This is a genomic window from Humidesulfovibrio sp. (assembly GCF_030689645.1).
Taxonomy (GTDB): Bacteria; Desulfobacterota; Desulfovibrionia; order Desulfovibrionales; family Desulfovibrionaceae; genus Humidesulfovibrio.
In genome coordinates this window covers 21,537-34,067 of record NZ_JAUYFU010000065.1, presented here as the reverse complement: position 1 = coordinate 34,067, position 12,531 = coordinate 21,537, and the positions used below count along the sequence as shown (strand labels likewise).

At 62.8% G+C, this 12,531-nt stretch carries 10 protein-coding genes; 4 read left to right on the top strand and 6 right to left on the bottom strand.

Features of this window, described 5'->3' with window-relative positions; genetic code table 11:
* The 3 genes from fdnG to Q8O35_RS09780 form a co-directional block, all read right to left on the bottom strand.
* The coding region (fdnG, locus tag Q8O35_RS09790; protein WP_305572730.1) for a formate dehydrogenase-N subunit alpha at positions 1-2,195 on the bottom strand (2,195 nt) is incomplete at its 3' end.
* A gap of 27 nt (positions 2,196-2,222) precedes the next feature.
* Complete coding sequence (locus Q8O35_RS09785; protein ID WP_305572728.1) at positions 2,223-2,450, bottom strand: hypothetical protein; 228 nt, start codon at positions 2,448-2,450, stop codon at positions 2,223-2,225.
* Positions 2,451-2,517: 67 nt separating this feature from the next.
* Positions 2,518-3,396, bottom strand: coding sequence for an IS1595 family transposase (locus Q8O35_RS09780; protein ID WP_305572726.1), 879 nt, complete (start codon positions 3,394-3,396; stop codon positions 2,518-2,520).
* Positions 3,397-3,625: 229 nt separating this feature from the next.
* On the opposite strand from Q8O35_RS09780, the gene Q8O35_RS09775 reads away from it, so the two are divergent.
* From Q8O35_RS09775 to Q8O35_RS09765, 3 genes are read left to right on the top strand one after another with little or no spacing between them, the layout of a single operon-like run.
* On the top strand, positions 3,626-4,915 hold the full coding sequence (locus tag Q8O35_RS09775; RefSeq protein WP_305572724.1) for an ABC transporter substrate-binding protein: 1,290 nt from the start codon (positions 3,626-3,628) through the stop codon (positions 4,913-4,915).
* Complete coding sequence (locus tag Q8O35_RS09770; protein ID WP_305572722.1) at positions 4,912-6,921, top strand: ATP-binding protein; 2,010 nt, start codon at positions 4,912-4,914, stop codon at positions 6,919-6,921. The genes Q8O35_RS09775 and Q8O35_RS09770 overlap by 4 nt, the downstream gene beginning before the upstream one ends.
* A 15-nt stretch (positions 6,922-6,936) precedes the next feature.
* Positions 6,937-7,641: a response regulator gene (locus Q8O35_RS09765; RefSeq protein ID WP_305572720.1), complete on the top strand. Its 705-nt coding sequence runs from the start codon at positions 6,937-6,939 to the stop codon at positions 7,639-7,641.
* 3 nt (positions 7,642-7,644) lie between these two features.
* Here Q8O35_RS09765 and Q8O35_RS09760 read toward each other — a convergent pair whose 3' ends face one another.
* The 3 genes from Q8O35_RS09760 to Q8O35_RS09750 form a co-directional block, all read right to left on the bottom strand.
* Positions 7,645-8,169, bottom strand: a complete 525-nt coding sequence (locus Q8O35_RS09760) for a hypothetical protein (RefSeq protein WP_305572718.1) — start codon at positions 8,167-8,169, stop codon at positions 7,645-7,647.
* Between the two features lie 69 nt (positions 8,170-8,238).
* Positions 8,239-9,495 (bottom strand): sulfite exporter TauE/SafE family protein, encoded by a 1,257-nt coding sequence (locus Q8O35_RS09755; RefSeq protein ID WP_305572716.1) that lies wholly within the window; start codon positions 9,493-9,495, stop codon positions 8,239-8,241.
* Between the two features lie 75 nt (positions 9,496-9,570).
* Positions 9,571-10,026 (bottom strand): 4Fe-4S dicluster domain-containing protein, encoded by a 456-nt coding sequence (locus Q8O35_RS09750; RefSeq protein ID WP_305572714.1) that lies wholly within the window; start codon positions 10,024-10,026, stop codon positions 9,571-9,573.
* 320 nt (positions 10,027-10,346) lie between these two features.
* On the opposite strand from Q8O35_RS09750, the gene Q8O35_RS09745 reads away from it, so the two are divergent.
* Entirely contained in the window at positions 10,347-12,443 is a 2,097-nt protein-coding gene (locus Q8O35_RS09745; protein ID WP_305572712.1) for a molybdopterin-dependent oxidoreductase, read from the top strand.
* Positions 12,444-12,531: the final 88 nt, after the last annotated feature.

The following is a 12,531-nucleotide window of genomic DNA, read 5'->3' as shown; positions in this document are numbered from 1 at the left end:
CCGGCCTTGCCCACGACCACGTCCTTCACCACGACCACGTCCTTGTTGTCCTTCTTCTCGGTGACTTCCTTCTTCTCGATGACGTCCTTCAGGTAGTAGCCGTTGATCAGCCGGGCGGTCTTGTGCGGGTCGAAGTGGCCGGCGCCCATGTCCTCCAGGTTCAGGCCGAGCACGGGTCCGGGCAGGACGCCGCCGTCCTTCTTGTAGAGTTCCCGGATCTTCTTGGCCAGGTCGTAGATGATGTCGCCGTCGGGCTTGGATTCGCCCAGGGGCTTGGGGCCCACTTGGCGCCACTGCATCCAGCGGCCGGAGTTGGAGATGGAGCCTTCTTTCTCAACGGAGACTGCGCAGGGCAGCATGAAGCACTCGGTCTTGATCTTCTTGGGATCCATGCCCGGACCCTGCCAGAAGCTTCCGGTCTCGTTGTCGTAGATGTTGACGTTGACCATCCAGTCCAGCTTGGTCAGGGCCTCGCGGGTCTTGTTGGAGTTCGCCCCGGACACCGCAGGGTTCATGCCCCAGGCGAAGAAGCCCTTGAAGGCGCCCTTGGACATCTGGTCGAACAGGGTCAGCCACGAGTAGTCCTGGCCCACGTCGAGCTTGGGCAGCCAGTCGTAGCCCTGGGCCGGCTCGGCGTTCTTGTAGAAGCTCTTGAACAGGCTGACAGCGTACTTGGGCTGGTTCTTCTTCCAGTTCATGCTCTTGGGATCTTTGGTCACCGGCGTGATCTTCTTCAGGTAGTCGGCCAGGGTCTTGTCCGCTGCGTTGGGCGTGGGCAGATAGCCGGGGATGATGTGGAAGAGCAGGGCCTGGTCGGTGGAGCCCTGGACGTTGGATTCGCCGCGCAGCGCATTCACGCCGCCGCCTGCCACGCCCATGTTGCCCAGCAGCATCTGCACCAAGCTCATGCAGCGGATGTTCTGCACGCCTACCGTGTGCTGGGTCCAGCCCATGGCGTACATGACCGTGCCGGACTTGTCCGGCTTGCCGGTGGCCGTGTAGGCTTTGAAGACCTCAAGCACCTTCTCTTTCGGCGTGCCGCACATCTCCACGATACGGTCCAGCGTATAGCGGCTGTAGTGCTTCTTCATGAGCTGGTACACGCAGCGCGGGTTGGCGAGGGTGGTGTCGCGCTTGATGTTGCCGTCGGCGTCCTTGTCAAAGGCCCACTTGGTCTTGTCGTACTTGCGGGTCTCGGCGTTGAAGCCGCTGAACATGCCGTCGTTGAAGTCGTAGTCTTTGCCCACCAGGAAGGAGGCGTTGGTGTAGTTGAGAACGTACTCCTTGAACATCAGGTTGTTTTCAAGGATGTAATTAACCAGGCCGCCCAGGAACGCCAGGTCCGATCCGGAGCGCAGGGGCGCGTAGATGTCGGATTTGGCGCTGGTGCGCGTGAAGCGCGGGTCCACGTGAATGAGCGTGGCGCCCTTTTCCTGCGCGCGGGTGACCCACTTGAAGGAGATGGGATGGTTTTCGGCAGCGTTGCTGCCCATGATAAGAATGCAATCACTGTTCTTGAGGTCGATCCAGTGATTGGTCATCGCGCCGCGTCCGAACGACTCTGCCAGAGCCGCTACTGTTGCGCTGTGTCAGATACGGGCCTGATGTTCTATGTATGTAAGTCCCAGGGAGCGCAGGAAGGCCTGGTAGGCCCAGCACTCTTCGTTATCCATGGCGGCGGAGCCGACCGAGGCGATGTTCTCGCAGCGGTTGACCATCTGCCCCTTGGCGTTCTTCTCGACGAAGCTGGCGTCGCGGTCTTTCTTGATGTTCTTGGCGATGCGCTCAAGAGCCCAGTCCCAAGGCTTCTCTTCCCACTTGGTGCCGTAGGGCTTGCGGTACATGACCTTGGTGAGGCGGGGGTTCTTTTCGCCGGGGTTGCCCTCGGTGAGCTGGAAGATGGCCGCGCCCTTGGCGCACAGGGCGCCTTCATTGATCGGATGATCTGGGTCGCCTTCGATGTTGATGGCGCGTTTGGTGCCAGAAAGCGCGGTGTTGACGATGAGTCCGCAGCCCACTGCGCAGTAGCAGCACACGGTAGTGGTCTGCTTGCTCCATTCAGGCTTGAGTTGGGCTATGCGGTCGACTGCGACCTTGGCCGCCTGGGGCTTGGCCGCAAGGCCTATGCCTCCAAAGGCGCTGGTGAGGGCGGCCGCGGCGGAGAGTTTCAGAAACCCTCTGCGTGTAAGCGACATGGTGCCTCCTGGGTTAGGGTGTTAGCTTCAGCTGCCGAGCGTTTCGCGGCAAAGCCTCACAAGCAGGCTGTAGCCGGAAAGTGCGGTGGGCGCGTCAAAGTGCGGCTCCTGCTCGGGCGCTTCCTGTGTGGGGAAGGGCGCGAGCACTAGACCGGAGACTTTGCGCCGGACCTCTGCCAGGTCCAGGCCTAGGCCCCCGAAGGGGAGCTGCGTCAGGTCCGGACTGCTGTCGTGTTTGGGAGGATGCGAAACCATGTAAACCTCCACAGTATGAGGACTACGGTATTCGCAAAAAACGAGTAGGAGTCAAAGTGAGGGGGGATTACGCAAACTTTGGCACAGGGGCGCAGAGGGCTGCCAGGAGCGTGGGCGTGAGGTCCTGGTCGCGCAGGTTGAAGCGCAGGGCCAGTTCCTTGAGGTAGAGGGGGAAGCGACGCCACGAGAGCCCCTTGAACTGCCGCAGCCGCGGGCGCGAGAAGTCCCAGAAGGGGCAGCCGCCGCTTTCGGCGAAGATCTGGCCCGGATGGCGCAGCAGGTAGTGGTAGGGCAGGTTCTCGTCGCCGCAGAGGATGAGGGCGTCGTAGGTCTTGTAGCGGTCGGTGATGAGAATGCTGCCGTGGCGGATGACGCGCAGGTGGAAGTTATGGTTGAAGTGCAGGACGCTCTCTGCCGTAAGCTCTGGCAGAAGGTCCACGAAGATATGCTGGCTGCGGCTGAGCAGGCCATATACCGGCAGCCCGGTGCCGGGAAAGTGGTCCCGTTCCTCGGTGTGGCTGGCGTCGAGAAGAGGGTGGAGCGGCGCACCCGGGGCCAGAAGCTGTGAGGCGTCTGCCCCTAGGGCCAATAAGGCCAGGCGCAGCACAGTGAAGGCCTTGAAGGCCGTGTTGTAGGAGATGCCGACGCTGGCGGCAGCCTCGCGCGTGCTTTGCTCTGCCGCGAAGGCCTGGGCCAGAGCGGTCCACTTGAGGGCCGAAAGTCCGGTTTCGTTCAGCCAGCGCCCGGTGAAGTCGTGAAAGGTGTAGCGGCAACCTCCGCAGCGCAGCCGCCCGCCAGCCAATTGGTAGGGGGCCTGGGAGCGGCAGCGCGGGCAGAATTTGCGGCCATCGGGCCAGCACCGGGAAAGCAGTTCCTTGCGGGCGTCTTCCTCGTTTTGTGAAGCCGAACCGGCCTGCGGCGCGATGGGGGGATCTTCATACAGCATGTCGGCGTGATTCCTCTCCCAAGCCCTATAGCATGTCCGAGTGCCGGTGCCAAGGCTTGGGCCGGATAATTTGTTGTTCCAGCACATGGGTAGCAGGCCATCGACAGCTCAGGCGGTCAGGGGGCGGTTACTCGCATTTGCTATTGAAGCAGCACCTCAACTGTCGTAGGGTGCTGAAGATTTTCTGTGGCTTCTTTGGGCCGCACTGACTGCCTGGGAGGGAGTATATATGGGCTGCATCTGGCTTTCGCGAACACGGACCTGGCTCGCGTTGGCTGTGGTTTCAGCCTTTTTGGGCATCGCCCTTCTCTTTTTTTCGACATCTCCTGGCTGCAGCCGCCAGGGGCTGGAGACCGCTGTGGAGCAGGGCTCCTTCGGCGTCACCGACGACCTCATCACCCTTGGGTCGTCCTTGGCCCTTTCCGGCCACGCCAGCTACCTGGGCACTCAAACCCTGCGCGGGGCCTTGTGCTACCTGAACCACGTCAATGACCAGGGCGGGGTGCATGGCCGCAAGCTCAAGCTGGTGTCCTATGACGACTCCTACGATCCGCCCCGTTGCCTGGCGAACACTCAGCGCCTGATCATCGAGGACCAGGTGTTCGCCCTGTTCTGCTATGTGGGCACGCCCACCACCGTGAAGATACTGCCCCTGCTGGAGGACGCGCGCATCCCGCTTCTGGGCATGTTCACCGGGGCCAACGCCCTGCGCGAGCCTTTCAGCCGCTACATCATCAACATCCGCGCCTCGTACTACCAGGAGACCGCCGCTGCGGTGCGCCACCTTGTGAACGATCTGGGCCTCAAGCGCATCGCCGTGTTCTACCAGTACGACGCCTATGGATTCGACGGACTCACCGGCACCGAGCTGGCCCTGAAGGAGTTCAACCTCGCCCCCGTGGCGCGCGGCTCGTATGTGCGCGGCACCCTGGACGTGGAGGAGGGGCTGACCAAGATTGAGGACTCCCGCGCTGAGGCCGTGGTCATGATCGGCACCTACGACCCCTGCGCCCGCTTCATCCAATTGGCTCAGAACAACGGCTTTTCGCCCATTTTTTACACGGTGTCCTTCGTGGGCGCGGAGGAGCTGGCCCGCAGGCTGGGGCCTGAGTCAGGCCCGGTGGTGGTCATGTCCCAGGTTGTGCCCCCCACCGAGGGCGCGGACGCACGAAAATTCTCCGGCGGAGCCCAGGAATACGTGGAGCTTTTGGCCAAGTACTTTCCGGACGAGAAGCCCAACTCCGTGGGCCTGGAAGGCTACTACAACGCCCGTATTCTGGTGGAGGGGCTCCGGCGCGCCGGGCGCAACCTCACCCGGGAAGGCTTCATCACCGCCATAGAGTCCGTTCGCGACTACGAACTGGGGCCAGGGCAGACCGTGAACTTCGGTCCGGAGAACCATCAGGGAATGGAGCGGGTGTACTTCACTCGGCTGAAGGGCGGGCGCTTCACCCTGGTGGAGTCGTGGCCCGAGGTGCAGTCCGACTTCATGCGCGTCAGGGCGGGAGGCGCGCCATGAGGCTCTGGCACAAGGCGCTGGGACGGTATGGACGGCTGAGCCTGAAGAACAAGATCTTCGTGTCCATTCTGGGCGTGGTGTTGCTCATCAGCGTGGCCATCGCCTTTCTGGCGCGCTACATCCTGGTGTCCTCGCTCACCGCTGAGCTTGAGATGCGCGGAAGCGCCATCGCCCACTCCATAGCCGAGCGCGGCAGCGGCCTGGTGCTGGACAAGAATTCGCCGCTGCTTTTGTCCCTGATCTTTGACGAGGCCCGGCTGCACGAACGCAAGCACCTCATCTCCTACATCTTCGTCACCGACCAGAGCGAGGAGGTGCTGGCCCACACCATGACCCGCGCCTTTCCGGCGGAATTGCGCCAGGCCAACGCCTTGCCTCCGGGCCAGACCCGCAGCCTGCGCCTCGTCACGGTGGATCAGGAGTCCATTCATGATATCGCCGTGCCCATCAAGGAGGGTCTGTACCGCATCGGCACCGTGCACGTGGGCCTGTCAAAAAGCCATATCGACAGCCTCATCGCCACCCTGCGGCTGACCTTCCTGGGCTTCATCTCGGCCATCATTCTGATCATCTTCTTCATTTCAAACCGCATCACCAAGTATATCACCCGGCCCCTGTCCAAGCTCACACGCATTTCCGACGAACTTTCGCGCGGCAACTTCGACATCACCATGGACCTCCAGGAAGAGGACGAGCAGTGGAAGCCCATGGACTGCCCGGCCTATGAGAACACGGAGATGCCCTGCTGGCACTTCGACCAGTCCGCCAGGCTGGCTGCGGCCCACCGCACCTGCGGCAACTGCGTGTTCTACCGCAAGCGCGGGGGCGACGAGGTGGCGCAGATGGGCGACAGCTTCCGCAACATGGTGTGGAGCATCAAGCTGTACCGCCGCCGCCTGCGCGAGAGCGAGGAGAAGTACCGCTCGCTTTTCGACTCCGGCCCGGACCCGGTGTTCGTGGTGGATTGCGAGGACTTCCGCATCGTCGACGTGAACCCGCGGGCTCTTGAGCTTTATGGTTACGAAAAAGACGAGCTCATCGGCATGAGCTACCTGGCCCTTGGCCCAGAGAACCGCAAGGACTGCCTCATTTCCTCCGAGGGCATAGAGTTCGAGGGGTCTGCGGGCGGCACCGGCTGTCTGTATCATCCTAAGGTGCTGCACTATAAAAAAGGCATGCGGCCCTTCTACGTCAATGTGCACGCCTGCCCCATCTCCTATCGGGGCCGCCACGCCATCATCACTGCCGTCACGGACATCACCGAGATGATCGAGAAGGACGCCCAACTCATCCAGGCGGGCAAGATGAAGTCCCTGGGCGAGATGAGCGCGGGCATAGCCCATGAGCTGAATCAGCCGCTCAACGCCATCAAGATGGGCAGCGAGTTCCTGGCAATTCTGGACGAAAAGGGCCAGACAGCCCCGCCCGAGGCCTTCCGCCAAGTGGTGCGCGAGATAAGCGGCCAGGTGGACCGCGCGGCTGAGATCATCAACACCCTGCGGGCCTTTGGCCGCAAGGCCGAGATGCTGAAGGAGCCCGTGGATGTGAACAAGCCCATCAAAAGCGTGCTGACCATCGTTCGCCGCCAGTTTGAGCTGGACAACATTCGCTTCAACCTTGAGCTGGGCGAAGGCTTGCCGCCCGTGCTGGCGCACGACAATCGCCTGCAGCAGGTCTTCTTTAACCTCTTCACCAACGCCCGCGACGCCATTAACGAGGCCAGCCAGCCCTCGGACATGGGCGCCAGACGCAGCATCCGCATAACCACCCGCGCAGAGGCCGGGGGAGTCGTGGCCGAGGTGCGAGACACGGGCATCGGCATGTCGGCTGAGGTTCGCGACAAAATTTTTGAGCCCTTCTTCACCACCAAGGAGACGGGCCAAGGCATGGGCCTGGGCCTGGCCATCACCTACGGCATCGTGCGCGACTATGGCGGGCATATCCGCATCGACAGCGCGCCCGGACAGGGCGCCACCATAAGCCTGCACTTTCCGCAGGCGGTCTAAGGCATGGGAGAACTCATGGAAAAGAAAATCCTGGTCATCGACGACGAGCAGCCCACCCTGAACATGTTTCGCCTGCTGCTGGCGGCCTACGGGTACGAGACCCTGACCGCGGCCAACGGGGCCGAGGGGGTTGAGGCATTCGAGCGCGAACGGCCTGGCATCGTGCTCACCGACATCAAGATGCCCGTCATGGACGGCATCGAGGTGCTCAGGCGAATCAAGGACATCGACCCCCACGCGGAGGTCATTGTCATCACCGGCCACGGGGACATGGATCTGGCCATTCGCGCGCTGAACCTGGACGCGACGGACTTCATCAACAAGCCCGTGCAACGCCAAGCCTTGAGCGAGGCCTTGTCCCGCGCCGAGGAGCGCATCGCCATCGCCAAGAGTCAGGCCGAGGAACTTGTGGTGGAGGAGACGGACGAGGCGGCGATCCTGCGCATCCAGGGCAGCGTCACCGCCCGCTCCGAGCCCTTTCTGGACCGGGCCATGGCCCGTGCCCGCGAGTGCGGCAAGCCGCTCATCGTGCTGCACTTCGCCGACAACGCCTCCACCAACGGGGCTGGGTTGTCGCTTTTGACGCGGCTTCTCATGGATTCGCGGGAGCGCGGCGAGCGCGTGTGCATCCAGGGCTTGTCGGACAACTTCCGCAAGGTGTTCGAGATGGTGGGCATTTCCCGCCTGGTGGAGCCTTGCCGGGAGCCTCTGGGGCTGTAGTCCCTAGGATGGACTGTTTTTGGTCGCGCTTCCTGCATCTGCGGGGGGCGCGGCCTTTTTTGCGCCCATGAGGCGCGAGGATCCCCAAAGGGCGGCGATGAAGGCGGGCAGGAAATACGTGGCTGGCCCTGCATCGGACCAGAGAAAGGGCATGGGCACCCCGTCGAAACGCCAGTAAAGCCAAGTCAGCACGGCGCATGCGGGCCAGATCAGGGCGGCGGCGCGCCCGGCGGAGAGGGCCAGGGTGTTGGTGTATGCCTCCTGAGCCAGCATGTTCTGGGCCTGGTAGGCTTTCTTGTCGCCCTGGCGCAGGGCCTGAACGGAAAGATCCTGGCGCTTCGTTGATTCCGCGCTCTCGGTGTTCCAGCGGGTGCGCTGTGCGCGGGAAACCAGTGCTGCGCCGGCTTTGCCGATGGCGGCGCTGCCCAAGGCCAGGACGATTATGCCGAAAAGGAAGGCCGCCTCGGGGTTGGGCAGTAGACGGAAAGGGGTGATGAGCAGGGCGTCGAGGATTTGGAATGGCGTCATGGGCTCAGAGTGCCGCAAAGGCCCCTCCCCCGCAAGGGGGAGGGGCCTCATTGGATGCGGAAGGGGCGTTTAGACGCCGGGAATCTTGATGCCGAAGAAGCCGGCCAGCAGGTAGCCGGTGCCGATGTACAGCGAGAGCACGATGAAGATGCGCTTCATGAGCGAGTCGGACAGGTACTTGGAGGTCATGGGGCCCACGATGGAGCCGAGGGTGATGCCCACCAGCTCAAGGCCGATGAGGCTCCACTCGATGGGGGTGCCCTTGCTCATGAGGGTGATGATGCTGGTGACCATGCCCACAAGCACGGCCAGGGCGCTGGTGCCAGCGGCCAAGTACATGGGAAGCTGGGTCACGCTGGTCAGGAAGGGCACCAGCAGGAAGCCGCCGCCAACGCCCAGGAAGGCCGCCGCAGCGGAAATCACCACGCCGCCCAGGAAGGGCAGCAGCGGGTTGAACTTGAAGGGCACGCCATAGAAGGTGAAGGCGCAGGTGGAGAAGTTGAACTTCTGGATCTTCAGGCCGATGTCGCAGCCTTCCATGCTGTCGCCGCACTTCTGCTTTTTGACGGAGTCCTCAAAGGCCTTGGCGGCCTCCTTGGCGGTCTTTTTCTTGGCCTGGCCAGCCGGGGTGGTTTCGTAGAAGAGCCAGCAGCCAAGCACCAGGACGAAGAGGCCGAAGTATCCCTGGTAGGACTTGAAGTCGAGCTTGCCGGCGGAGAGCTCCTGGGCGGCCCAGGCGCCGATAAGCGAGCCGAGGCCCAGGCTTATGGCCAGCGGCAGCACCAGACGCTTCATCTTGAGATAGTTGAAGGAGCTGATGGCGGCGGAGGTGCCCACCAGGAACTGGTTCGAGGCCTTGATGGAGTCGGTGATGACCTTGCCAAGATCCGGCGCGGTCTTCTTGAAGGCGCCGGCATACGCGCCGAAGCCGAAGACGCTCATGTGGCCCACGCCAGCCATGACGCCGCCGAAGGCGCCCACGGTGGAGAAGATCCAGCCTACCCACACGGCCCAGCAGAAGGCCAGGATGGGGTTGACGTTGGGCGCGCCAGGGATGCCCAGGAAGCCCGTGGGCTTGGTCTCGTCAATCATGCCCGGCTCTGTGCCCCGCGGAGCCTTCTCAATGGCCGCGGCCAGCTTGCTCTTCTTGGCGTCGCCTTCTGCGGGCTTGGTGGCGTTGTCGGGTTTGACGGCGTCGGCCGCCTTGCCAGCTTCGGCGACGGGGGCGGCGGGCGATGGGGCCGCCTGCTGGGCCATGGCCACTCCCAGCCACAGGCTAAGGGCCAGTGTGGCGAGAGTGAGGGCGACGAGTTTGTGCTTCTTCATGGAACCTTGCTCCTGTTTGGGTGATGTGTCCGTGTATCATGTGCCTTGCGCCGCACGCGCAAGGCGGAAGACCCCTTATGTCGCCGGGCGTACGAAGGTCAACGCCTTTGCGGTGCAGCCGGTGACGCAGGCCGGGTCCAGCCCGCGATCCACGCGGTCTTTGCAATAGTCGCATTTCTTGGTCTTGCCCCAGGCTTCAATGGCCACAGGCACGTCCCAGGGGCAGGCCTCGGTGCAGCGGTTGCAGCCTATGCAGGTGTCCATGTCGAGCCAGACCAGGCCGTCCTCGGGACGTTTGGTCAGCGCGCCGGAAGGGCAGACCTTGACGCAGAAAGGGTCGTCGCACTGCATGCAGTTCTGGTAAACGAACTCCATGCGCGGGCGGCCGTCCGGGCCGGTGAAGGGGCCGAGGGCGCGGATGCGGTTGAGGGAGATGCCGGGAGGGAGCTTGTTTTTGACGTTGCAGTGCACAAGGCAGGACTTGCAGCCGATGCAGCGGTTCGGGTTCAGCGCGATTCTGTACAGGCTCATGGTTGTTCTGCCTTTTTGCTTGTGTTGACAACGGCTTTCTGTGTTTCTACGTGCTGTGATCCGCGTCGTTCTCTTGCGGACACCCCGGTGAGGTATGTCCACCTCATCATTGATAACCATAGCGTTGGTAATTTTGTCAAGGGAAGGGCTCGCGTTCTTTTTTTCCCATACCCTGGGGGAATGTCCCGGTGTCGCCCATGAATCGCGTTGGCTGAGAACTCGCTCTGGCGTTCGAATAACAGTTGCCTCCCACTAGCCAGAGATTACGCTTTGGGGTATGGGGGTATGTACTGAATTTCGAGTTTCACCAGGAGGCGTCCATGGACCGGAAAGTCGTATATAGCGTTTGTGGAATGTGCAGCGTCCGCTGTCCTGCAGCGGTGGACGTTGAGGACGGCAAGGTCGTCTCTGTGTTCGGCAACCCTCACGCTGCGGGCCTCAAGGGTTCCCTGTGCGCTCGCGGAGCCGCTGGGCCAGCGCTCTTGTACGACGACGAGCGCCCCCAGGGGCCGATGATTCGCGCCGGTGCGCGCGGCGAGGGCAAGTGGCGCGCTGTTTCCTGGGACGAGGCCCTTGACTACGTGGCGGAAAAGCTGGGCGACATACGTTTGAAATACGGCCCGGAATCGCTGCTGTTCTCCGACCGTGGCGGGCCGTACATGGACCTCAGCCGGGCCTTTGTGCGCGGCTTCGGCTCGCCGAACTATTGCAACCACGACACAGCCTGCGCGCGCAACGTGCAGCACGCGGCCCTTTCCGTGTTCGGCTTCGGCCGCAAGGATCTGGTCTACGACCTGAAGAACGCCCGCCATGTGGTGCTGCAAAGCCGCAACCTGCTGGAGGCCATCAACGTGAAGGAGGTCAACGACCTTCTGGACGCGCGCGACGCAGGCTGCAAGCTCACGGTCATCGACATCCGCGCCAACGTGCCGGCTGCCAAGGCCGACCATTTCTTTCTCATCCGACCCGGCACGGACTACGCCTTCAATCTGGGAGTTTTGAACGTCATCATCACCGAAAAGCTGTATGACAGGAAATTTGTAAAGGAATTTGTGGAGGACTTCGAGACCCTCAAGGAGTTCGTCCAGCCCTACACGCCGGAATTCGTGGAGCGGGAGACCGGGGCCAGCGCCCAGGCCCTGCGGAATTTCGTGCACGCCTTCGCTAAGGCCGCCCCGCACGTCATCTGGCATCCCGGCTGGATGACCGCGCGCTATGGGGATTCGTTCTATGTGAGCCGCACGGCCTACCTCATCAACGCCCTCATGGGGGCCATCGGCGCCAAGGGCGGTCTGCCCATCGGCTGCAAGGCCAGCGATGTGGGCCGTAAAGGCCTGAAGCAGCTTCAGGAGCTTTTTTCCAAACCTGAGAAGCCCCGCGCCGACGGCGCAGGCTGGGCCGAGGGCCGCACCCATTTCGACGGCGGCCCGGGCCTCGTAAATCTGGCCTTTGAGGCCATTGAGACCGGCAAGCCCTATCCCATCCGGGCGTACATCGCCCACAGGCACGATCCGCTGATGGCCTTCCCCGACCAGGAGGCCGTGAAGAAGCTGTGGGAGAAGCTGGAGCTGCTGGTGGCCGTCACCTTCACCTGGTCCGACACGGCCTGGAACGCAGACGTGGTGCTGCCCATGAGCACGTATCTGGAGCGCGAGAGCATCATCGCCAGCAAGGGCGGACTCAAACCCCAGTTTTTCCTGCGCCGCCGCGCCATTGCTCCGCGCTTCGACACCCGCGCCGACTGGGAGATTTACGCCGGGCTGTCCAAGCGCCTTGGCATCGAGCCCCTGGCCGTCACCCGGCCCGAGGAGCTTTGGGAGCGCCAGTTGGAAGGCACGGGCGTGAGCGTTGCCGACTTTGACGCCAAGGGCTTTGTGGAGCTTGCGGACAAGCCCACCTACAAACCCGTGACCTTCAAAACCCCGTCCGGCAAGGTTGAGGTGCTCTCGGCCAAGCTGGCCAAGGACGGGCTGGAGTCTCTGCCGCCGTATGTCTCCCCGGCCAAGCCCCCCAAGGACGCCTTCCGCATCACCTTTGGCCGCTGCGGACTGCACACCCAGGGGCACACCGTGAACAATCCGCTGCTCTTCGAGCTTATGCCGGAGAACGTGTTGTGGATCAACAAGACCCGCGCCAAGGCTCTGGGCATCCAGCACATGGACATGGTGGAGATAGCCCCTGCGGCCAAGGGCGGCACCAGCGGCCAGTTGCGCGCCTACGTCACAGAGTTCATCCACCCCGAATGCGTGTTCACCATCCACGGCTTCGGGCACACCCTGCCTGTGGAAAGCCGGGCCAAGGGCCGGGGCGTTTCGGACAACGAGCTTATGCCCGGCGGGCTTGACCGCTGGGACAAGGCCGGCGGCGCTGTGGCCATGCAGGAGAACTACGTCACCGTGCGCCGGGTGGAGGCATAGGCTTTCAGCGTTCCACAAGTCATGCGATAAGGCCCGCCGGTCCAGGAAACGCCTGGGCCGACGGGCCTTTTTTTGTCGTATCCCGGGC